Source organism: Mucilaginibacter sp. P19, assembly GCF_050632265.1.
Classification (GTDB): domain Bacteria; phylum Bacteroidota; class Bacteroidia; order Sphingobacteriales; family Sphingobacteriaceae; genus Mucilaginibacter; species Mucilaginibacter gossypii.
The window spans coordinates 4,590,676-4,614,343 of record NZ_CP192586.1; the positions used below are offsets into that span (position 1 = coordinate 4,590,676).

Annotated in this window: 18 protein-coding genes and 2 pseudogenes; 12 read left to right on the forward strand and 8 right to left on the reverse strand. The window is 43.6% G+C overall.

Annotation, left to right across the window (positions count from 1 at the left end):
* Positions 1-2: 2 nt before the first annotated feature.
* Positions 3-3,043: pseudogene (locus ACQ86K_RS22255) on the reverse strand (efflux RND transporter permease subunit).
* A gap of 5 nt (positions 3,044-3,048) precedes the next feature.
* Positions 3,049-3,999: an efflux RND transporter periplasmic adaptor subunit gene (locus ACQ86K_RS22260; protein ID WP_431198808.1), complete on the reverse strand. Its 951-nt coding sequence runs from the start codon at positions 3,997-3,999 to the stop codon at positions 3,049-3,051.
* Between the two features lie 387 nt (positions 4,000-4,386).
* On the opposite strand from ACQ86K_RS22260, the gene ACQ86K_RS22265 reads away from it, so the two are divergent.
* The 7 genes from ACQ86K_RS22265 to ACQ86K_RS22295 all read left to right on the forward strand — a co-directional run bounded on the left by ACQ86K_RS22265 (position 4,387) and on the right by ACQ86K_RS22295 (position 10,452).
* On the forward strand, positions 4,387-4,578 hold the full coding sequence (locus ACQ86K_RS22265) for a hypothetical protein (RefSeq protein WP_143020797.1): 192 nt from the start codon (positions 4,387-4,389) through the stop codon (positions 4,576-4,578).
* Between the two features lie 109 nt (positions 4,579-4,687).
* Entirely contained in the window at positions 4,688-5,896 is a 1,209-nt protein-coding gene (locus ACQ86K_RS22270; protein WP_143020798.1) for a hypothetical protein, read from the forward strand.
* Positions 5,889-6,338: a hypothetical protein gene (locus ACQ86K_RS22275; protein WP_091169777.1), complete on the forward strand. Its 450-nt coding sequence runs from the start codon at positions 5,889-5,891 to the stop codon at positions 6,336-6,338. The genes ACQ86K_RS22270 and ACQ86K_RS22275 overlap by 8 nt, the downstream gene beginning before the upstream one ends.
* Positions 6,339-6,385: 47 nt before the next feature.
* Positions 6,386-6,766 (forward strand): efflux RND transporter permease subunit, encoded by a 381-nt coding sequence (locus ACQ86K_RS22280; RefSeq protein ID WP_431198809.1) that lies wholly within the window; start codon positions 6,386-6,388, stop codon positions 6,764-6,766.
* Positions 6,763-9,042: an efflux RND transporter permease subunit gene (locus ACQ86K_RS22285; protein ID WP_431198810.1), complete on the forward strand. Its 2,280-nt coding sequence runs from the start codon at positions 6,763-6,765 to the stop codon at positions 9,040-9,042. Before ACQ86K_RS22280 ends, ACQ86K_RS22285 begins: the two co-directional genes overlap by 4 nt.
* Positions 9,033-9,527 carry an efflux RND transporter permease subunit gene (locus tag ACQ86K_RS22290; RefSeq protein WP_431198811.1) on the forward strand — a complete coding sequence of 165 codons (495 nt, stop codon included), beginning with the start codon at positions 9,033-9,035 and terminating at the stop codon, positions 9,525-9,527. Before ACQ86K_RS22285 ends, ACQ86K_RS22290 begins: the two co-directional genes overlap by 10 nt.
* A gap of 199 nt (positions 9,528-9,726) precedes the next feature.
* The gene (locus tag ACQ86K_RS22295; protein ID WP_091169782.1) at positions 9,727-10,452 is read left to right on the forward strand and encodes a LytR/AlgR family response regulator transcription factor; all 726 of its coding nucleotides are present in this window, start codon (positions 9,727-9,729) and stop codon (positions 10,450-10,452) included.
* 129 nt (positions 10,453-10,581) lie between these two features.
* On the opposite strand, the pseudogene ACQ86K_RS22300 reads toward ACQ86K_RS22295, so the two are convergent.
* A pseudogene (locus ACQ86K_RS22300) lies at positions 10,582-11,154 on the reverse strand (TlpA disulfide reductase family protein); the annotation flags it as partial.
* A 155-nt stretch (positions 11,155-11,309) separates the two neighbouring features.
* A complete protein-coding gene (locus tag ACQ86K_RS22305) occupies positions 11,310-12,299 on the reverse strand; it encodes a hypothetical protein (protein ID WP_431198812.1) in 990 nt (329 codons plus the stop codon).
* A 774-nt stretch (positions 12,300-13,073) separates the two neighbouring features.
* Here ACQ86K_RS22305 and ACQ86K_RS22310 point away from each other — a divergent pair.
* Positions 13,074-13,592: a sensor histidine kinase gene (locus ACQ86K_RS22310; RefSeq protein ID WP_431200913.1), complete on the forward strand. Its 519-nt coding sequence runs from the start codon at positions 13,074-13,076 to the stop codon at positions 13,590-13,592.
* Positions 13,589-14,278, forward strand: a complete 690-nt coding sequence (locus ACQ86K_RS22315) for a LytR/AlgR family response regulator transcription factor (RefSeq protein ID WP_091169795.1) — start codon at positions 13,589-13,591, stop codon at positions 14,276-14,278. The genes ACQ86K_RS22310 and ACQ86K_RS22315 overlap by 4 nt, the downstream gene beginning before the upstream one ends.
* Before the next feature lie 334 nt (positions 14,279-14,612).
* Here the strand turns inward: ACQ86K_RS22315 and ACQ86K_RS22320 are convergent, their stop codons facing one another.
* From ACQ86K_RS22320 to ACQ86K_RS22335, 4 genes are read right to left on the reverse strand one after another with little or no spacing between them, the layout of a single operon-like run.
* Positions 14,613-14,807: a hypothetical protein gene (locus ACQ86K_RS22320; protein ID WP_256337461.1), complete on the reverse strand. Its 195-nt coding sequence runs from the start codon at positions 14,805-14,807 to the stop codon at positions 14,613-14,615.
* A 1-nt stretch (position 14,808) separates the two neighbouring features.
* Positions 14,809-15,603 carry a DJ-1/PfpI family protein gene (locus ACQ86K_RS22325; RefSeq protein ID WP_431198813.1) on the reverse strand — a complete coding sequence of 265 codons (795 nt, stop codon included), beginning with the start codon at positions 15,601-15,603 and terminating at the stop codon, positions 14,809-14,811.
* 26 nt (positions 15,604-15,629) lie between these two features.
* A complete protein-coding gene (locus ACQ86K_RS22330; protein ID WP_091169802.1) occupies positions 15,630-16,028 on the reverse strand; it encodes a DoxX family protein in 399 nt (132 codons plus the stop codon).
* 15 nt (positions 16,029-16,043) lie between these two features.
* Positions 16,044-16,487, reverse strand: coding sequence for a MarR family winged helix-turn-helix transcriptional regulator (locus ACQ86K_RS22335; protein WP_431198814.1), 444 nt, complete (start codon positions 16,485-16,487; stop codon positions 16,044-16,046).
* 313 nt (positions 16,488-16,800) lie between these two features.
* Here ACQ86K_RS22335 and ACQ86K_RS22340 point away from each other — a divergent pair, with 313 nt between their 5' ends.
* The 3 genes from ACQ86K_RS22340 to ACQ86K_RS22350 all read left to right on the forward strand — a co-directional run bounded on the left by ACQ86K_RS22340 (position 16,801) and on the right by ACQ86K_RS22350 (position 23,651).
* A complete protein-coding gene (locus ACQ86K_RS22340) occupies positions 16,801-17,700 on the forward strand; it encodes an AraC family transcriptional regulator (protein WP_091169805.1) in 900 nt (299 codons plus the stop codon).
* 1,216 nt (positions 17,701-18,916) lie between these two features.
* A complete protein-coding gene (locus ACQ86K_RS22345) occupies positions 18,917-22,102 on the forward strand; it encodes a SusC/RagA family TonB-linked outer membrane protein (protein WP_091169809.1) in 3,186 nt (1,061 codons plus the stop codon).
* Positions 22,103-22,151: 49 nt separating this feature from the next.
* A complete protein-coding gene (locus tag ACQ86K_RS22350; RefSeq protein WP_091169814.1) occupies positions 22,152-23,651 on the forward strand; it encodes a RagB/SusD family nutrient uptake outer membrane protein in 1,500 nt (499 codons plus the stop codon).
* Positions 23,652-23,668 lie beyond the last annotated feature (17 nt).

Here is a 23,668-nt window from a genome sequence, read left to right on the forward strand (position 1 = left end):
CTTTATTTTGACATTTTGAATTTGGTAGTAAGAAAGAAATAGGACAGAGGAACAAACCATACGGCCAGGAATGTCCCCATTGTTAATCCCCCGATGACCACATAGACCATCGGTCGTTGAAGGTCGCTGCCTATTCCCGGCGTTAACAGGACGGGTATCAGCGCGAGGCTGGTACTCAGTGAGGTCATTAACAATGGTTTCAGACAGATTTCACCTGCTTGATGTAATAGATTTTCCAGTTGTTCGACACTTTCTGAACCATTTGACTCCTGAAATTGCCTCCTCAGCCGGTTGATCGTTTCGACTTTCAGTATCGGATCGTCGACAATGATTCCCAGTACGACCACAAAGCCCACCGCAGCCATGATGTCCAGCGTGCCGCCTGAGATCCACAATAGCAGCAATGCTGCAGACAACCCAATCGGCATGGTCAGCAGCACAATAAGCGGATAAGTGATGCTTTCAAACTGCATGGCGAGAATAAAGTAGAGCAGCAGGATAGAAATGAAGAAAATGACTGCCAGATCTTTAACAGTGGCCTTACTGCTATAATACTTTCCCGTGAACGCAACAGAACAGTTTGAACGTAATGCGATTTGAGTAATGGAGTCGCTGAGCTTATCAATGTCATCATGATTTTGCTGTGCAAACAGGATTGATCGGTAAGGGCCGGCCCTGTCAGCAGTAACGTTTTTGGGATGTCCGACAAGTTCGTAATCGACCAAAGCAGTAAGTGGGTAAGATGAATGTTGCTTATTGATCACCGACTTGGCAAGCAAAGTGGTGAAATCAGCTTCCGGTCCGCTTAGTTGCAGCGACTCCCCCTGGTCTTCATTTCCTTGCCTGATCCTGTAAGGACCGAAAACCCTTTTAAGTTCCGACCTGACATCTTCAGCATCGATGTGGTAAGCTTCCAGCACCTTTTCCTTGAAAGACATGTCAATATTTTCTTCCTCCTGGAAGCCGGGGCCGAATTGCCAGTTATTGTTGTTTATGCCAGCTAGAGCTTTTTTCAGGGTTTTAAAATCCACTTCTCCTGAAGATGCAGAAATAGGTTTGAAGCGGGCCTCAAAGTACGGCTGATTATCTTCGAACAATTTGGTGAAAGCATTCGGTGCGTCTGTGATCGTGAATGTAGCATCAGGAAAGTGGGACTTCATGATTTGTGCGAGCTTCGCTATTCCCTGTCTCTTTTGTGCTTCGTTCTTAAAATTGAAGTAGATTTCCGCGTGCTGTGTGTTGTTAGTGTTTTCGTTCAGGGCAAACTGCCTTATACCGATCTCAGCTTCCCAGGCAACATCTTTGTCCAAAACACGGGTTGCTGTAAGCGTATTATAACGATTAGCTTCGACTGCTAAGGGGGCGTTCCAGTCAAGTGTCATTAGGCTTTCGTTTTGCGCAATGTGCGGGAGCGAGGCAACGGGGATAAAACGATAGATAATAAAACAGGCAGGCATGAAAAGCAGCGTGATGTAGAAAAAGAGTTTTTTGTGCCTGAATACAACGCTGATCATGCGATGATAACCGCCGGATATCCACAAATAGAATTGTGTATCCTGTTTTAGCGTTATCTGTCGTTTTCCTATGAGCAGCTTGTACAGCAGGGGGTTGAGCATAAATGCAACCAAAAGCGAGACTGTTAGTGATATGGTCAGCGCGATGGCCTGGTCGTATACCAGTGCGCCTGCGATCCCACTCAGGTAGACCAGCGGCGCGTAGACAGCCACCGTCGTCAGCACCTGGCTGATCACCGGAACTATGACCTCATTGGTACCCTGGACACAACTTTCTTCCGTATTCAGCCCTTCAAGCTGCTTCCTGTAAATATTATCCAGCACGACGATGGAATTATCGATCAGCATGCCGATGCCTAATGCAAGGCCAGAAAGCGAAATAATATTAAAAGATATTCCGAATATATAGAAGAATACAAAGGAGATGATCAGCGATAACGGGATACTGATGCTCATTAGCAGTGGCATCGCATAATTCCCCAAAAAATAAATAAGAGCAAAATGCATAGTAATCCTCCGAAAAGCAGGTCCTGTACAAGATTACTGATGCCGGCTTCCAAAAGAAAATTCTGGTTCTGGGTAGTTGCAAATCTGATTTTGGGGTAGTCCTTTTGCAGGTATGATACGGTACTCAGGAGATGGGGCAGAACTTCATTCATCTTAGCGCCCGGCTGTTTCATAATATTGATAACGAGCCCTGCTTTACCGTTATAAATATGGTATCCTGTTGGAGACTCCCTGTATAGAGTAACATCTGCTATTGATCCGAGTGTCACGTGATGCGCGGAATCAATGGGAATCATTACGGACTTCAGTTGTTCAATGCCCGGCGTGCGGCCTTTAAGCTTCAAAAAATAATTATTAGTACCGTCCTGTACGGTTAATGAACCCAAATCTGTTGCAGAAGCATCTATTGCTGAAGCAATACGGTCTATGTTTAAACCGATCCCGGACATTTTCCGGGTATCAGGAATAATTTTGATCACCGGACGCTGGGCACCGCTGATATCTACCTGTGCAATACCCTCGATCTGCTCAAACCGGCGTTTGATCGAAGTTTGGGTCAATACCGACAGTTCAGGTAGCTGGGCTTCACTTTCTGGGGTCAGTTGCACTCTCAGAATCGGCACATCAGACGTATTTAGCCTGGAAATCTGCGGCCGTGGCATACCTGATGGCAGCGTACTAATGAGCCTATCGATTTTTTCATTCACGTCCACATAGGCCAAATTCATATTAGTGCCGTACTGAAAGGAAACCCGCAAGGTCGCCGCGTGGTTGGTACTTGTTGTTTCTATATCCTGGAGGTGATCTACATTGATGACACTTTCCCGGATCAGACTGGTCACATTTCTTTCAATAGCAGCGGCGGCGGTATTCGGATAATTTACCTTGATCAGTATGACCGGAACATCAATAGAAGGGAGTAAGGATACCGGTATTTTTTGCAGCGCAAGTATCCCTAATATGCTGATCACCAAGAACGACATTAACACAGCTACCGGCCGTGCGATTAAATACCTGACCATAGATGTTATTTTGAGGTTTTGTTGATGGCTACGGGGCTGTCGCTGTTCAACTGCTGATTATTGGATATAATGACGCTTTGGCCTGAAGTGATGCCGAAAAGTATTTCGACTTCTTTACCATCATCATGCCCGATGTTGACGTAATTCCAAACGGCCCGGCCGTTTTCAAACGTGAACACGATCATCTTTCCGCCTCTGCTGACGACAGCCCGCTTCGGGAGCATGATCGCACGGTTCGCCGGGACATTGATCGTAGCCTGGGCGTTCATCCCGGGCAAAAGAGCTCCGGGCTCGTTAATATGAAGCCGGACTTTGACCATACCGTTGTCCGCTACGATCGGGTTGATCTCTTCGACAACTGCCTTATGTATCTTGTTCGTTGCCAAAGGAATAACCGTGCAATATTGTCCTTGCCTGATCTTATTGATATCTTCTTCCAGAAGATCGGTTTCCATAGAAAGATCCGTTGCGGAATAGATGGTAAATAGTTCATCGCCAGCCCTGACAAAATCGCCCTGATGCACCTTTAGGTTAGCCACTTTCCCTCCGAACGGGGCTCGTACTACGGCTCTGTCAAGTTCGTTCTGGCGCTCCTGTATATCGAGTTCCGCCTGAACAAGGCCGACATTCGATCTGATTTTATGATAAACAGTATCAAGCGTTGCAGGTGCTTTGTTTTTTAACAGTGACTCCTGGCTTAACAGGTCACTTTTGTAATTGACTGTACTATTGAACGCTGTCTCCTTTGCACGGTTTAGCTTAAGGAGCAGGTCTTTAGTGTCAAATTTTAATATTTCTTCGCCGATGCCGAAGACCGCGCTGTTGCCGGCTCTGCTCGAACTGATAACGCCACTCGCAGGGCTATAAACCTTGGCGAATCTTTCCGGGTAGATTTTTCCGTTGCCTTCTATTTTAAATTGCATTTCCCTGACTTCCGCGTGAATAGTATCGACCATAATACGATCCGGGGTCGATGCCTGCAGCCCGGCAACATCTGTCGGAACACTGTCCTGATCCCCCCGCTACAAGAAAGAAATAGGCAGAAAAGGAAGGTGATCGGGATAAAAAAACGTACTTGTTTTGTCATATACCTATTAGTTTGTCTATAAATGATGTACTGGGCAAAAACTGTTTTTTATATTAAATAGTATTTATCCGTATATGAAATAGTATTATATGAGGACTAAACCCATAATACAGAAATACAGAATTATATTCTCAATATTAAATAAAATAAATATTATATTCTGTTGTTATTTAATTTTTTGTTATATAATTTTGCTTTGTCGCCGGCCGGCAGCAATAGTCAATTATTATTTTTTTATTACTTAAAAAACATTATCATGAAAATCTTGAAAAAAAACTTTTCAAAAATCGTGGCAACTTTCGTTCTTGTAGGATCAGGAATCGTTTTGCCTGCCAAATCAAATGCAACAGTACAATATTGCTGGGGCAGCCTTCGCACCGTGCAGGGTATTTCGGTTTGTGACGGCGCGGCGAACAACTGTACCCATCCGTGTACAGTTGCCAATTAATTCGTTACCGGAGCCTGTGATCACAGGCTCCGTTTTCAGACCGCCGGAAAGTTTTAGCACAGGCCGGCATATTCCTGCTTAACGGATACATCTCAATGACTACACGAACATGAAACCTATACAATCACTTTTACCCAAAGCTCTTGCCGCATCGATGGTGCTCCTATGTGCGATTAATTTCTCTTGCGGACATGCCGGAAAAAAGCCCTCGGATGCCAGGGAAATGACATTCAAGGTCACCGACAGTATCCCCTTATATAATGATTCGTTATCTTTCCGGTTCTTTGACGTCAGCAGATTTTCCAAGGACTCCATACTGGCGTTTCAGCATCCTGCCTTGAATTTATCTTTGTTAGATCGCAAGGGAGTTTTCCGGAAAAACATCAGTAAAAAGGGCGATCTGCTCGGCCAGTTCATCGGGACTTTTTTACAGCCGAATTTTTCTGCGGATGGTTACCTTTTCGTGGTAGAAGATGGCAATACGCCCTGCATCTCGGTATTTGATCCTGATCTGAAGTTTGTTAAAAGGATCTACCTGAACGAATACATTGATTATGATTATGTTCCCACCCTACAGTCTACCTCTTTTGTTGAGAAGAATAATCAGGGGACGAAAATATTCCTGAGCACCAATACCACGCAATACGGTTTTAGTTCAGCCGAATTATATAAACGGACCAGCAGTATTATAGAAATTGACCTGGATAAAGATTTTAACGTGAAAGGCAAAAAGCGATTTCTTCCATATCAGTCCTTTGAAAAGATCAGATCTGCGCTGTCGGAAAATAAAAAGGACTGGGATAGTCCGGTAGCCCAGCTTGCTGCCGACCCGATTACCCGCAGCAGGTATGTAAAATATGAATTTGATGATAACCTGTATGCCTACGACCAAAACTGGCACCTGCTCAGAACTTATCATGTTTCTCCTCCTTACTCTGGTGCGGGGTATGGCATCCCTTTTAACCAGGGTATCAGCGATCCGCAAAAAAGTATGGAAACAGATTTCAAATGGAGATACGCCAATATTTATTATTACAGCATGGATGTCAGGGATGGCAAAGCCTTTCTGCTTTATTGGAAACCGCTGCCCGCTGACGGGATACCTAAAAACCAGTTCGAGGAGAATAAGGTGCTGGTGACTCCTGTACTCCATATCATCGACTTGAAGACCGGGAAGCAATTCTATACTAACCTTCCGGGTAAATTCTCTCCTTACAGCCATGTAGCTGCACTTAACCGGAAGGAAGTAATGATCTCCGGAAACTCCAAGACCAGTGAAGATATACAGCTTTATAAATTAAGATTAGCTTATGAATAAGACCTCTTTCGCTGTGCTCATTTCACTGCTAACATTCTGTCTTTTATCATGCGGCTGTAGCCGGAAAGATGAACAGAGACCGTTTCGGGCGGCGGATTCTGTTTTAACAAAGTACCATATCAGCGACCGTAATTCAGGAACATTCTATCTCATAGCTGATGCTTCCTGTGAGTTCTGCGTTAAAAACCTGGAGTTTTTTCTGCGTAAAGTGCCCCGGACTGACAGGCATATCCTCTATACTACGGGATTTAGTAAAATACGCTATGCTGATCTCCCAATCAGAAGCATCGTGGACAGCAGTAATTTGGTGATCCTGCCAGGCTATGCGCTGTTGGAAAATGCGGCAAATTATACACATGATATCAAAGGACCCTACAAAATCGAGATCAGTGACCATCGTGTCAACGAAATCACATCCCTGAAACTGATGGTACATAAGTAGCCGGCGCCGGGCTCTTATGTGCTATACTATGTCAAGCCTCCTCATCAATGACGCCCAGAAGAATTGTCATCCTTTTCGTGGTAGTGGCTTTGCTGAGCATCCTTTGTATCAGTAAACTGAAGGTAAGTTATCTGCCGGCAACTACGGTCACTAATCAGATATCTGTATATTTTGATGTTGCCGGTTCCGATCCGGAACAAACTGAGGCACTGGCGACAGAATCCCTGGAAAACGCGCTTTCGGGCATTACTGGTATCAAGAAAATATCTTCGGTATCCTCTTATAATTCGGGACGTATCGTCGTTTCATTTGAGAGCGAATCCGATCTGGATTACAAGTATTTCGAAATCATGGCGGCTGTCCGGCAATTGCGGGAACATCTTTCCCCCGTGTTTCGTTTCCAACTGTTATCAAAGGGGATGAATTGACAAAGCTTCGACAGACGCCATTCCTCGTATATGCCGTGACGTTCAGGGAAAATGCGGAGAAGGGAAACGATTTACTGGTGTCTGTCAGACGAAAGCTGGCAGCGGTGCCAGGTATCAAGCAGGTGGAATTGTCCGGATATGCCAGTCAGCAACTTACAATCACTTACGATGAACAAAAGTTAATGGCCCTTCAGCTTCAACCATCATCGCTTTTATCAGCGATCAGTAAAAACACCTCAGAATACTATCATGGTTTAGCTGTCTACCCGGGCCATGGAAAGTTATTTATCCGGTCGCTGCGCCCGATAAATTCACTTGATGACATCAGGAACATCCCCGTGGTTAGCCCCCGTTCAGGCCTGATCCGCCTGAAAGAACTGGCCGAAATCAGCCTCGCCGATCAGCCGGTAACCAACATATTTCGGATCAACGGGGAAAGATCGGTCAATTTGGCCATATATGCCGATGACCAAAAAAACCAGGTAAAAATGGCCGGACAGATAAAGCGGATCATCCAAGAATTTGAATCGATGCTGGCAGGCCGGTGCTCGTTCCATCTGACACACGACAACGCAGCGTACATCGCCGCGGAGCTTAGAGATAACATCATCAGAAGTTTTTTTGTCGTGGCCATACTCGTCGCTCTTTTATTTGTTTCTTATCATAACTGGCGACCGTTTGTGATTCTGACCGGGACTCTGCTGATCAACCTCGGGCTGCTCCTTTGGTGCTGCTGGGCTATGGCGATCCATATCCATCTCTATTCACTGGCGGGTATCACCATTGCTTTCGGAATCATGATTGATCACGGCATCATTATATTCGATTACTTTCATCAGGATAAAAATATCCGGTCCTACACTGCGCTACTTGGGGCCACACTCACCACTATCGCATCCCTTTTGCTGGTCTTTCTGTTGCCGGATGAAGAAAAACAAAATCTCGTTGATTTTGCGACGATTATCTGCATCGCCCTCGTATCCTCGCTCCTAACGAACCTTTTATTCACGACTGCGCTTTATCGGCTGCTTTATCGCACCGGTCATGGACAACCGTCCCTGGGGGCCGCGAAACAAAATAAAGCCGGCTTTGAGCGGTCGCACCGGCTTTATTTTTGCATGATCGAAAGAATCAGCGGAATCAGGAAGACATTTCTTGTAATCGTGACCTTATCTTTTGGAACTCCTTTTTTCCTCCTTCCGGAAAAAATTGAAAGCGCTCCGCTTTACAACCGGACCATAGGCTCGGCACTTTACCAGCAAGGTATCCGGCCGTACCTGGATAAATACACGGGCGGCGCGCTCCGGCTATTTAAAGTAAATGTATTTGACGGAAGCGGCTTTCGTGACGCGGGAAAGACCAGACTGATCATCAGTGCTGAAATGCCCGCGGGGAAACCATTAAGCGAAATGGACAAGCTTTTTACGACACTGGAAAGCATTTTAAAGCCTTACAATTGCATTGATAAATGCATCACCCGGATCTCATCCCCGCAGCAGGGCGTAATGGAGGTTCTGTTCAGGAAGGGGTTCGATCATTCCGGGTATCCTGCACAAATAAAACTTTTACTTACCAATAAAGTGGTCTTTTATGGCGGAGTGGTCTGGGGAATTTATGGATCTGGCCAGGGCTTCAGTAATTCGCTGGAGAACCAGCTACCCTTTTTCAGGATCAAGATTACAGGATATGAGGCGGGAAAGCTCGATCAGATGGTCTCGGATTACGGCCAGTTACTAAGCACCAACAAACGCGTTGGGAAAGTTGATCTTAATGACCGGTATACTTATGAAGATAAACCTGCCCAGCAATATAATTTTCATTTGAATGAAAGTGCGCTGTCTGCGCGGGGACTCAATCACGAAGATATCAACAATGCATTGGCCTGGGAGCGTGGCAGTTCCGAAAGCCCAGCCATCAAGGTGGATAATACCTTTTATTCTCTTTATTTCCATTCCATGTCTGCCAGTTCTTTAACTGGTTGGGATTTACTTAACTCCCCGTTGTTCGTTAATGCCAGCCGTGCCATCCGGTTCAGGGATATCGGGGCGATGACTTTAGATAAAATACCTGGAGCCGTTTATAAAGAGAACAGGGCCTATGTGAGGATTGTCAGCTTTGAGTATAACGGATCTGCAGACTTCGGCGGTCGCTTTTTAGACCGAAGTATTAAGGAATTCAAAGAAAAGATCCCACAAGGGTACCTGATGCAGCGGATCGACGATTCCGGAACGAAAAAAACGATAATGGTCTTTATGGCAGCATCATTATGCTATTGATCGTCGTCAATTATATCATCTGCGCTATCTTGTTTGAAAATCTTTTTCGACCACTGATCATCATTTTTACCATCCTCGTTTCTTTTATCGGGATATTTCTTGTTTTCTACCTATTTGGGGTTTCTTTCGATCAGGGAGGTTATGCAGCTTTCATTATGCTCGGTGGGCTGGTAGCTAACGCCGGTATCTTTATCATCTACGACTACGACGTATTGCTTCGGAGAAACAACCCGGGACAAGCGGATCGGAACAGGATGCTGATTGCTGCCGTAGCGAATAGGTCGCGTACTATTTTATTGACGAGTATATCTGCGGTATGTGGTTTGATCCCGTTCCTGTTTGAGGGCAGCAGCCAGATATTCTGGTTTTCCTTTGCCGTTGGTACTCTCGGAGGGGTGATATTTTCGTTTTTCAGCATCTTTATTTTTCTTCCGGTAATGTTATGGCATAAATCCGGCTATCGGCAGGTCGAAGGAAATCTCTGAACCACTTCCTGAAGCTTTGATGATCATTGTCAATATCATTCATCCGCTGATCTAGGGCATTTGTCAACTTTTTAGCCGTATTCGTCATTTGTCCAGAAATCCAACCCTCTATTTTTCATACTTTAAAGCAAATAAAAGCCGGGTATGCCGGAGCTCGAATGTCTTTTTAACCTATGTTTATCACATCCCCCCAATAAATATGTTAAAGTGCTGTATTATCGAAGATCAACCATGTTACTCGACACAGGTTATTAAAAATCATATTAGTGATACGCTCGGCCTCGAATTTGCAGGTTCTTTCACTGGCTTCGGGAAGGGCTTTGACCAGGTAAGGCGGTCAATACCGGATGTTTGTTTCATTAACGCCAGTATGCAGCGGATAGCGGAGGCTGATCCGGCCGGAATGATCGGAAGCCTGACTACCATTGTGCTGATTACCGAAGAACCGAATTACGCGCTGGAAGCTTACGATAATGAGTTTTTTGATTACCTGCTCATGCCGGTATCTTATAAACGCTTCTTACAGTGTATGAACAGCCTGAAGAAATTGGCGAAAAGGCTAAATGGTTACTCCCGGGAAAATCATTTCTTCATCCGTGCAGAATCCCGCGGCAAATTCATCAGGATCAATTATTCTGACATCATATTTATAGAAGGCGCCCTGAATTATATACAGATACATCTCACAGACGGGACCAAGCATAAGACATATATTTCCCTTACTGATATCTACATGAATTTAAGCCAGTTAAAATTCACCAGGATTCACCGCTCATACATCATCAATAACGAAATGATCACGGAAGTTAACGGTAACGAGGTGACGGTAAACGGCAAATTTACATTCGGCATCGGGGCGGCCTATAAAAATGGTTTCTTTGAAAGTCTCACAACCAAGGTGATCGGAGCCAGAAAAACGGCCTGACCTCTGATATCGATGCTCACCCCCGTCAGTATTGTCTTTAATGAGCTGGTATAGGTATGTGCCCAGATCCTCCCTTGCCCCAATCGATCTGTCAAGGACAGCGCCGTTTTTACCGATGACGATATGTGCCGGAAGGACGTTGGTACCGAACGACTTGCCGAGATCACCATCATAACGCAGAATAGTATAGCTGAACGGATGTCGATTCAAAAAATACCGCAGGTGTTCTGCCCCATCCGTTGTAATGCCCAGGAAAACAACATCTGTCTTGTCATTGAAGGAATTGACCAGGTTATTTAACTGCGATATTTCGGCTACACAAGGCGCGCAGCTGATGCTCCACAGATTAATCACAATAATCTTATCCTTGAAGTCACCGATCCGAACAGGAACTCCGCCAATTGATGAGGTCAACAAATCCAGTATGTGCACGGCGGATTCACCACCCTGATTTGTAGTTGCACGCTTCTTCAACGAAGCTGCAAATAATTCAAATGTCCTTTTAGCTGCCGCGTCCGCTGAAAACAATAACCGGAGCGAGTCCAGCTTTATGGAAGGTGCCGCCGCATTATATAACACCCTGTAATCTTCTATAGATCGCTGATAATCCCTGCTAAGCCTGTACGCCTCAGCTCGGACGCTCAGGATCAACCTTTTGAAATTTCCCTCTATACTGGTTCCGTTGATCATATGCATCGCCATGCTGGCCTGGGCGACCGATTGACGATAGTCCTTCTGTGCCAATGCAAGCCTGGCCAAATCCAGGCGGGTTAGTGATAAATAGAGCTGATATTCGCCAGGCGTTACACCGCCTTCCCGATAGACACTACCGCTTCGGAAGTAAGCCAGTTCCTGCCTTAGCAGTACACGGCATCTGTCAGTTTTTTCCGGCGCGCGATATATAATTCAGGAAGCCTGTTCAAATCATAATAATGAAGTGTACCGGTACGGCATGTTGCCCTCCTTACTTTTTCAAAAGCTTCAACGGGGATGGACAGATCATCCTTAAGTGCGTTCCACACGTCGGGGTCCCGTGATATTTCCGCAGCGGGGTACTTCATGAAGATCCGCTTGATTAAAGGCAGGATATCCTCCCCTGGGCCGCGTCCAGAAGCTTTATAATGCTCATAATTATAAATGCTGAAAGCAAAATCCGATTCTGCACTTGTGGGAAAATCATTAAGGGCCTTTGTTAGGTATTCTTTTCCCGCCAAAGGGTCTCCATTTTTCACAGCTGCAATGCATAAAGCAGTCAGCAATCCGGCATTGCTCGTCGTTCTACTATGCCGGTAGTAGTACTCCAGGCGCCTGCGGAGCCCGGCTATTTGTAGTTGGCCCGAGCTGTCCGGCCTGATCATCGATACAATGTTAATGTATTTGGCATAGGCCAGGAAATTATTCGTATAACGCACGATCTCCCGCAGGAAAATACTGTCCGGCTTATCCGTATACAGGGTTTGAAGAAAGGCGCCGCGGACTGGTACCCGGGTGTCCCTGGTGTAAACCGGGGACTCAGTCGCCGAACGCCGCGCATCTTTAGTCCTGTCGTAAAATACCGCCTGAAGCGATGCAGCATCCTTAGGAATCCTGAAGTAGGCCACAAAAAGTTTTTGTACCCTTCTAAGCCTGGGATGGTAGGTTCGCAGACTACCATCCTGAAAATAAGATGTTACCCTTATAAAGAGCTTGTTATGGCCATTTAGTTCAGCGCCAGGCGCCCCTGTGTTATAACTGAAACGCATTGTTTCTCCTGCTGCAGGCTTCCGGGCATCCCTGTTCCCTGGCTGCGCCGTCGCCAGGAGAGGCAACAAGCAGACGATCAAAGCAACAGCACTAGTTCTAACCATTTTTTAATTTTTCATAAATTGACTACAAACATGCCTGAAGTGCAAAATATTTTGATTACTAGTAGTCCACAACGGATGAGGCTTTGTTTTGGACCTCTGAATCGAATTTATGCTATAAAAAACATCGCCCGTCATTTATTTCCATCGCTTTGTCAGGAAAATCCGGTAATTAGTGGGAATTACCTTATATTCATCACATGAAATGGCTGAAAACCTTATGGGACCGATCTTTTACAGAAACGCCCTACCGAATTATTTTGCATAGCTGTTTTTGGTTTATTCTCCTCTTTTTCGGAATGGGGGAAAGTACCAGTGTCCGTATTGATCTGCAGCAACGCCTTTCTGTATCTTTGGTGGGGGTATTCTTTTCGCTTTTCCTATATTACCCGCTTGTGTATTTTATTTTGCCATTGCTCCGCCATAAAAAATGGTTATCGGCATTGTTTTTTTTTATTGTATTACCTGGCGGCCGTGCTGCTTCGCGATTATCATATCAAACTGGTCGTCGGCTTTTACAATCTCAAAAATACCTGGGTAATCGGGGGGATTTCTGGGAGCGTTTGCGTAGCAGCCGGTTTAACCTCACAATCCTGACCGAAATTTTATTCAGCAGTATACCCAGCATGCTTCAGGTTATTTATATACCGTTGTCCATTAAATTTATCCGCTACGCTTACCAATCGGCAATCAGGCAAGCCTGGCTAGCCAGAGAAAACGCCCAGTTACAGCTATCCACTCTTAAGGCACAGATCAATCCGCATTTTTTTTAATACACTGAATAATTTACAATCATTTATAGTCCGGAACGAAAAAGCCAAGTCCGTCGACCTCCTGATCAAACTGGGTGAATTTATGCGGTCAACATTATATGATTGCAATGAAGATTTTATAACTATGTCCCAAGAGATTTCCCTGCTCCGCAATTATATCGCCATCGAACTCGTCCGTTTCGCTGAAAAGGCTGATATCAGGATCAATCTGGCTGATCAGGATCCAGATTATCAGATTCCTCCGTTTATCTTTCTGCCTTTTATCGAGAATACCTTTAAATACGGAGGGGCATTGCCTACCAACGAGATCGACATCCACGTGGAACTGGTTAATGGGTCCGAAGCTATCTTACTTAAAATAAACAACCGATACCACAAAAAAACAGATTTAATTGCCAGTGGCGGTATCGGCCTGCAAAATGTGCGGATGCGCCTGGATCATTATTATAAAGCAAAACACCAATTGTTAATAAATCAAGCGGATGATTTTTTCTCAGTAGAATTACAAATTGATAAATCATGAATTATTTGATCGTTGATGATGAACCACAGGCGCGTAAATTACTGCAGGCCTATATGGAAAACCTGAGTACCTTCCATTTGGTAAGGGAATGTGAAAATGTTATGGAAGCCTTTGAAGCCTTACACAGCGAGAAGATCGATATGATGTTCCTGGATATTAAAATGCCCATCATCTCGGGAACCGATTTTCTGCGGTCTCTGAAAAATCCGCCCTTGGTCATTTTTACCACTGCTTATAACAAGTATGCGATCGAAGGTTATGAACTGAATGTGGTCGACTATTTGTTGAAACCTATCGCATTGCCTAGGTTGCTGTTGGCGCTCGAAAAAGTTCAGGACCGTTTCAGGCAGAGACCAGTTCCGACGGTTCAGTTTAGCAGCTATTTTTTTGTCAAGGTCGGACTCAAGCTGCTTAAAGTGAATTTCGAAGAGATCTTATTGATCGAAGGCATGCAAAATTATTGTAAACTGCATTTGAAAGACAAGGTGCTGGTAGCTGGCACCACCATGAAAGCGATGGCCGAAACCTTACCATCAGCAAGCTTCATCAGGGTACACCGATCCTATATCGTACCAGTTATAACGATCAAAGCGATCAACGGGAACACGATAGAAACTTCTTACAAAGAGGTGCCTATAGGAGTGAACTATCGTTCCGCAATTCTAAAATACGCCAACCCGAAGTAAGTTAATACGATTATATAAACCGTAAAAAATCAAAGCATCTGTCGATAGCTCTGCAATGAATTTAAAGTTTACAGACAGTCCTACTCGCTGGGGCGAGATGTTAAAGGCACAAAGTATAGAATAATTAGCGATCAGTGGATAAACCACAGTCTATTGACCCCTGTCGGCCGATTTGTCTTTGACCACTTTCTATTTTTGTAATCAAGCAGTTAGAAATGCAAACAAAATTGGCGAGGTGGGGTCAACCAAAATATTTTTTCCATGTAGCCCTGTTAAAACCTTTTTTTAACAGGGCTACTAACAAGGAATTTATTTCACCTCTATCACGAAGCCTTCAACCGGGTTGCACACTTTTTTCATAGTTTTGCCCGATGCTTACCTTTGCAATGACAGCGGTGTTACCGGCAGCAGCCTTTTCTTGTTTGATCACTAAATTGAGGGCGCTGTCAAAACAGACTGCGTAACCTGCCTCGAATAATTGCTCGGGATTGGTATGATCGTCATCTGCGCCGCCAAGTACTTTGGGCACCCTAACTTCCAGGTCTAATACCCCCGTTGCTACTTTTTACATGACCATTGCGGCCTCCGGTTGCAGTCGCATCCACGTATATAATGTTTTCATTTCTTAAAAAGGTTTTCTTAATAATTATTTTAAACGGGCGATCATCTTTTCGGCAACACCTTCTGACGAGAGCGGGATTTTGTCCGGTTATCAGCAAACCATCTTCAACCACATGTATGCCCCAATCTTCGGTTTTACTATAGTTTCCGCCCAGGCTTTTCAATTCATCTTCAACTAAAAACGGTACAACATCGGTCAGTTTTACTGCCGCTTCTTCTGTATTTGTGAAACCGGTAACGTTTTTCCCTTTTACAAAAGGCCCGCCGTTATCAAATTTTACATTCTTAAATACGCCGGGCGCGTGGCAAACCGCGCCAACTAATTTACCGGCGTTGTAAAAGTCAAGTATCAACTGTGCCGATTTTGCATCATTAGCTAAATCCCAGAGCGGGCCATGGCCGCCAGGATAAAATATTGCATCGAAGTCAGATGCATTCATTTCGTCAAGCTTATGAGTATGGGCAATTACATCCTGTACTTTTGCATCGTTGTAATAACGTTTGGTAGATTCGGTTTGCGCAGAAGGCGCTTCGCTGTTGGGGTCGATAGGTGCTTGGCCGCCTTTAGGAGTGGCTACCACTACCTCATAACCAGCATCAGTAAATTTATAATACGGTGCGGCAAATTCCTCTACCCAAAAACCGGTTTTGTGGCCGGTATCGCCTAATTCATCGTGCGAGGTAACTACAAATAGAATTTTCATTGGTTATTTCTTTTAAAGTATAATTATTAACTATTCTTTTTAAGCGCATTGGTACTCCAGAGCGCCCATAGGAAAAGGATTGGCTGAAAGAAGAGTCTTATAAGCCTTGCGTTATCAGTATTAAGGCCGAAGGCGTTTACGTTATTAACGTATTGTGAGATATTCCCCGAGAAAATGAGTACAAAGAAAACGGCCGCCGTAATGCCACCCCATTTTTTATATCTGACTGCAAAAATGAGGGCTAAACCCAAACTTATCTCTGCAATTCCGGATAAAACGACTGTAAGATCAGGATCAACGGGTAGCCATTTAGGTACCTGTGCTAAAAATTCCGTCCGGTTAAAAGTAAGATGACTTACACCCGCAAAGGCTAAGAAAGCACCGAGAACTACACGGGCTGTATTTTGTATTTTGGTAGTACGCATTATTTGCCTAAAACTTTATTTAAAAGAGCTTTTAATTGCAATAGTTCTGTCGTTGGATACATTAGCGCACTTAACTAATTCTATCGGGATATGTATTGCTTTCCCTTTTAATTGGGTGCCTGAAGTTGTTAAAGAGATCATCACCACGCGCTCGTCTTGCTTGCCGCGGATCCGGTTTATCAGTCCTTTTTGTTCTAATCTTTTCAATAATGGCGTAAGGGTTCCTGTATCGAGATATAACTTTTCGCCTAACTGATTTACCGTTTGCGTTTGATGCTCCCACAATACCATTAACACCAGGTATTGCGGATAGGTAATATCCAGCTGGGCCAGCAGGGGCCTGTACAGATTGGTCAGATTTCTGGAAAAGGCGTACGCGGGGAAACAGATCTGATTTTCGAGCTTCAGTAAATCTTCTATAGATGTATAACGACATTCATGTATAAATGTTTTGCACAATATAATTTTCCAAAATTAATTTAGCGTTTTTTCGGCAAAAAATTCAAAAATTATTGCGAATTAGCTCCAAAATAAATTATTTATCTTCCATTTTAAGCCAAGTAAGTCTTTCATTGTTAGCTAAATCGCCACACATTATTGATTATAATCGTATAAAATACAATTATAATACTTTGCATTTTTATAAAATCCTTTTTTAAGATTTATTAAGCAATAAATTATCCTTTTATAATATTAAATTATCCATAGAATCGTAAAACTTGCTTTTTTATATTTATTAATTGTAAATTAAACAATAATTAATAAACCCGGTATGAAAGTTTTACAGTTTACCATCCCTGTCGCTTACGATAAAACTGTGATCGCAGAGAAAGTTTGCCAGAAGCGCCATTATCCTTACCTGCACCGCCATAAAGAGATACAAATTACCTGGATCAGAAAAGGTGAAGGAACTTTGATAGCAGGAAACCATATGCATGATTATACCGTCGGTGATATGTTTTTCATCGGGGCTAATATGCCGCACGTTTTCAAGACTAACCCGGATTGTTTTTTTACAGGCTCAGATAAGGAAGTAGAGGCACTTACCATATTTTTTAACCCGGAGGGAAGACTCACGCAATCGTTTGACCTTCCGGAAATGAAGCAAACATTATATTTTATACGGCAACATCAACAAGGGTTTAAATTTCCGGCTTATCTGCGGGGAAAAATGTCAAGTGCTATGGTTAATTTAGAACAGGTGTCGGGGATTGACCAGTTAATTGCCTTCTTCGACCTGCTTAAGTTGGTTGTTAATATAAAAACAAAACTTGATCCATTGTCCTATGGAAATCTTCCTGCAATCACTGATCATGAAGGTATCCGGATTGGCATCATTTACGACTATATCATCCACCATTACGGCAAAGAATTAACCTTGGAGGATGTTGCGAAAGTAGCATTTATGACTCCTGAATCATTTTGCAGATATTTTAAAAAGCACACCGGACACACCTTTGTTTCTTTTTTAAATGAAGTGAGAATTAATGAGGCTTGTAAAAAACTTATAGCGAACCGGTTTGAAACAATAAATACCGTTGCTTATAAATGCGGATTTAAAAGCATAACCAATTTTAACCGGGTATTTAAATTAATTATTGGCTTAACACCCAAAAATTACATGGATAATTATAACCAAAATATTTTAACGTTTAACATTCAGGCAGGTTGATGCTGCACGTTATCTAACCGTAAGAGCGATTAGTTTATTAATGCCCTACTTAAATCACGACGATCTTCCGTAAGAATAATTGTTGCCGGGTACCTTATTTACTTATTAGTAAACTTATACTTTCAGCAGTATTGGCTGGCAAAACCGTTTGAAACAGTGTAAAGGGTGTGGGGGGGCTGGGAGCATAAATGGCGTTCTTGGTACTTGTAACTTGTTGACAATGAATTAATAGGGATGGTAACTGGCCCTGTGATCTGTTTATTTATAAATCTGTACAAAGAACGATCAGTAGAGGGTAACAATGATGTCGGATTGATGGTACGCGAATCAGCCTCTCTTGCAATGATAATACAGGCAAAGTACAATTACAAAACAGTCTGTTCCCTGTGGAATCGCGGCAATCTGTTTACAAATGTTCAATCAGGTCAACTAAAATTTTAACAGGTATTTATAAGTTAAGGATCAGCGAACCCTTTTTATCCGATCTGTGCACATGGTAAAAACCTGGAAGGCTCTTCCAAGAGGTCCGGTACATCGTGACTTGGTCACGGACCGTTGCAGATTGACTTGTTTCAAAGCAGTTACGGTCCGCAGGAGGATTTTTGGAACCTTTTAGGCAGTGTATATAATACAGGCGAAACGCCGCGCTGTAACCAGGAGTAATCTTAAGATATGCTTTTAATCATTGGGACAGAAGCGCATTCAGGCCGGCGATAGCTTGGCTGGTTTGGGCGTAAGTTTCGTGGTTCATCCTAAATTTAAATTCGCGATATATTCAATTATAATCAATGGTGCGATGCCCTCCCGTATAAAATGGCTGATTTTGATCGACGCATGCCCGCCTCAACTATAACAGGTAATCTTTTCCCGAAAGCCCACAGGCATATTTAAACTTCCTATCATGTCATTTAAATAATTTACAAAATGTAGTTATCAAAGGATAATTTCTGACTAAATGGCAGTTAAGTATCTCGTTACTTTTGGTTATCAGTAAGTTATTGTTAGAAATTAAACGGCCATTGTAAAACTACATAAACCTGAACACCCAGCAGTAGTAATATCAATTCAAGAGTGGTTAAACTGATTATTTAAAAATTTAAGATTTGCCTATGACATAACAACAACAACAAACGGTGGCATTACTATGGGGCTGCCGGTACATTAACTTGTGAATTTAAGTTCAACATCCACTAAATTAAATTTAAACATCATCGAAATGGGAAAACGCTTACTAATTTTAATGCTTTGCTACTTCTTCTGCAATAATATTACAACAGTTCTGGCGCAGACCAACGCCGTAACCGGCGTAGTTAAGGACAACGAGGGTAAAGTGGTGCCGGGAGCTACTGTGGCCGAAAAAGGAATGGCTACTAACGGTACTACCACGGATCTTAATGGTAAATTTCAGCTTACCTTAAAGGGCAATTTAAATACTATCACCGTCAGTCTAATCGGTTTCAGACGGCAGGAAATTAAAGCCGAGGGAAAACCATTAACGATAACCCTGCAAATTCAGGAAAATTCCTTATCAGATATCGTTATTGTAGGTTACCAGAAGCAAAACAGACGGGAAGTCACCGCAGCGATATCTTCTTTAAGCGGAAAGGACATTGCCAATATACCGGCGGCAAGTTTCGATCAGACGCTTCAAGGGCGCCTCGCCGGTGTAAGCGTTTTGTCAAGCACCGGTGAATTGGGATCAAAGCCTGCTATTGTAATCCGTGGGACAGCCAATATAGACTTTGGGAACGCTAACGGCGGTAACACAGGCCCCTTATATGTCATAGACGGTATTATTTTCGACGTCAACGCAATGGGTAGCGCTTATGGGAATAATAATCCTTTATCACTCATCAACCCTAACGATATTGAATCGATAGATGTGCTGAAAGATGCTTCCGCAGCTGCCATATATGGCGCACGAGCGGGTAACGGAGTAATTATTGTAAAAACAAAATCAGCTAAGCAGGGGAAGCCTCAGGTTACAGTATCCGCTTTTGTGGGTTCTGTTACTAAACCTAATTTTATCAAAGTTTCGACGGGAGCAGCAGAAAGGTCGCTCAAGCTTGCACTGTTGCAGCAGCTTACGTACGGTGACCGGCAACTTGGTGTCATACCCCTGGCTATAACCGATAGTCTCAATTCCGCTTTTAACAACAATGTTGATTGGCAAGGCCTGCTTGTTCGGCAACAATCACTGGTCAATAGCCAGGATGTGGCAATTTCCGCGATCACTGGTTCGACATCGTACCGGCTATCTATTAACCACTACAACGAACAGGGCGTATTGCACGGTTACGGGCTGGAAAAGTTTTCTCCTCACTTAAATCTTACCATCAAACCATTGAAAGGTATGGAGTTAACCGCCGATCTGTTAATGTCTTCTCAACGCCAGCAACATGGGGTTGGAGGAGCGGGGGCCAATCTCTTTGGTGCATGGAATTTTCCAACCTCGCTTGCACCGTTGACACAGGCCCAATATGACGTTTACACCGGAAAAAAACACTATTATGATGATGATCGTGCATTTTCAATTATCGGCTCTTTACAATTGAAACAACAGATCACTCCTGACCTTATATTTAACAGCACCTACGGGTCGACCAATTATACCAATAAATACGGTTACTTTTCTCCGGTTGAATTAAATGGCACATTAAATACCGCTTACGATATTTATGCCAGCAACCCATCCTGGTCATTTGAGAATTTTCTGCAATACAACAAAAGGATTGGCAAGCACAACTTTCTGCTAGCTGCGGGTGCTTCGCTCTATAGCTACGAGAGTTATTATAATTATGCTTCTGCAGCGGGTATTTCCGTTTCGGGGATAAGTACCGTCCAGACCGTCCCTCCGGGAACGAACCTGAATGCATCCACCTCTTATCAGCGAAAAACAACCGAGTCTTATTATACTCGTTTTAACTATGATTATGCCGGCAAGTACCTTTTAACGGCCAGCATACGCAGAGATGCAAGTTCTATATATAGTTCAGCCTATAGATGGGCTACTTTTCCAGCGGTTGCTGCCGGGTGGATTGCTTCGGACGAGCCATTTTTTGAGCCAATAAAAAAAGCTGTAAATTTCTTTAAGATCCGTGCAAGCTACGGCATCACCGGAAAAGATCCTGGACAATGGTATTCTAAATACCAGTCCCTGTCAAACGATGCGAGCTACTTTGGCGGTACAAACGGAACAATTAACAACTTTGGACAGTTGGGTGGAAATGCCAGCACCTATAACGGTACTACAGTTGTATCTCCTTTTTCGTATTACAATAACTTTTCGAACTACGGGACAAAAGCAAATTCAACGGTGAGGTGGGAAAGGGATCCACAACTGGATTTTGGTGCTGATGTGGAGCTTTTTAACAGCCGGGTTAATTTAACTTTTGACTGGTACAGGAAAGATTCAAAAGACGTGTTCTTCTATAATGTCCCCGCTCAGGCGACGAGTGGCTATCAATATCAATCCGGGAACTATGTCGACTTGCGTAACCAGGGCTTGGAGTTTGCTGCTAACATCAATGTTTTAGGTGCCAAGTCCCCTTTTCAGTGGAATTTCAACTTTAACATTTCCTTTAACAAAAACATGGTGACCAAATTGCCAAATAACAACCGCGATTTCCTGTTTGATGTGCCATGGTTTTACAAAACTTTAACGTTGGGCAAGCCGATATTCAGTTACCGGATATTCCATACCAACGGTGTTTATGCTACCGATGCGGAAGTTCCTATTGATCCTACTACCGGCGCAAAAGAAACTGCTAACGGTGTTCCATTGAAAGCCGGTGACCCAAGATATGTCGATGTCAATGGAGATTATAACATTAACAATGACGATAAGTATGACGGAGGAAACCCCAATCCTAAATACACAGGCGGGTTCGGTAGTACATTCCGATATAAACGTATTTCGCTGAGCTTCTTCGCCTCGTATGTATTTGGAAGGAAAATATTAAATGGAGCACTTTCCGACGAGTTAAACGGCAGTAAATACCCGGGCAGTTATGGTACTACGGCAGGTCCAGCTACCTTTGTCAGTTTGCTTAACCAGTTCTGGCAAAACCCTGGCGACCAAACTAAATATGCCAGGTTAGTTTACAGTAACGCGGATGCCAACGTGAAGGATCCCTGGAATATAGGAAACGAATACTTTGTGGAGGACGGCAGCTTTGTAAAACTCAAAAACGTGACTTTAGGCTATGATCTTCCGGACAGATGGATTAAAAAGCTTGGTATGAGCAGATTTAATATATACGTTATGGGCGATAATCTGGCCATGTGGAAAAAAGCCAAGGATATAGCAGACCCAGAATTGGTAGACCCGACAACAGGCTCTGCAAATATCATATATCCGACAGCCGCAAAATTTACCCTTGGCGTTAACATCGGTTTTTAAAAGAGTGGGGCAAACCTTAATTCAAGTAATACTTATAAATCATACTTCAATGAAAAGAAAACACCTATTGATATATACTATGGCTGCGGCATTATCAACTGCTTCCTGCCGCAAATTTCTTGATCAAACGCCCGTAAGCACACCTACAGACGTTACCACATGGCAGGCCGACGGTGACGCGAATACCGGCGTAGCGGCTTGCTACTCCCTGATCAGAGCGGCATTTAATGCTTCTATAGGATATTATGCGTATGGAGATCTTGCATCGGGCGAATTCAGCAGCTCAGACCAGCCCGACTTTCAAAAAGTGATTGACTTTAACCTCGGCGCGGGAGTAGCTTCAACAGCTACTGATAACCCGTTGTTGAAATTAAGGTTATGGACTCCCTTTTTTACCGCCATCGCGCAAAGTAACAGGGCAATGTCATTTATTACAGCCATGCCGGTCACTGTTTTTAACGGGACTTCAGATGCCGAAAAACTTGCTCAAAAAAACAAATATCTGGGTGAAGCTTATTTTACCAGGGCATTTTGTTACTTTACAATGGCCAGGATCTGGGGAGATGTTCCATTGGTGTTGGAGAATACCGACGCAACGGCGGCACAACAGTATGCAAGGTCTCCGCAAACTGATGTGTTAAAGCAGGCAATCAAAGATGTTAGCCAAGCCATTCAATACCTAAATTGGAAGGACAGTGGTTCGTCTGATCGTTCAGTTCGTGCAGATAAGGGCGCAGCTTACGCTTTGCTGGCTCATATTTACGCATGGATGGGCAATTATCCTGCCTGCAATGCCGCTTGTGACGCCATTATTAACTCCGGATCATATTCCCTAATGCCTTCTGCATCCTTTATGGATATCTATAAGGGTCAGTCGCAGGAGAGTATTTTTGAAATTGCGCAAAACACGCTGGCGGAAGGTTACAATGCAAACGTTTATTACACCCTGGCATCCCAGACACTTACTGCTCCCTATTTAAATGGCACTGTTCCAGTCTGGCATGTGAATAGTTCGCTTGTTCAGAGCTTATATAGCGATACGGCTGACGTACGCTTAAAAAAGGGATTCATTACAGTAAAAAATGGCACAACATCTTTTTACGAATGTATCAAATATACCAACATTCAAACAGTTAATAACAATGCCGCGTTAAAGGTTGCGCTTAATAACATTGTGATATTCAGGCTGGCTGATATCATATTATTAAAAGCGGAGGCATTAAGTGCCGGACAAACCGTTAATTATGTCGCAGCGTTGTCTCTTGTTAATGAGGTACGTAGTGCCAGAAATGCCAGGCCCTTGGCCGGCGTTTTGGGTACGGCAGTTGTTCAAGCCGTAACCGACGAAAGGGGTCGTGAATTGTTCCTGGAAGGACACAGAACATTTGACCTGATCAGACTGGAAAGAATAACGAAGCAACAACAGTTTGACAATGTCACCCCGGGTGAATTCGCAGCAGGCAAAACTTATTGGCCTATCGATCCAAATTTGTTTCTCAATAATTCTAAAATTATCCAGACCCCGTTCTGGATCGGGAAAGTTAATTGATCCACAAATAAATAAAG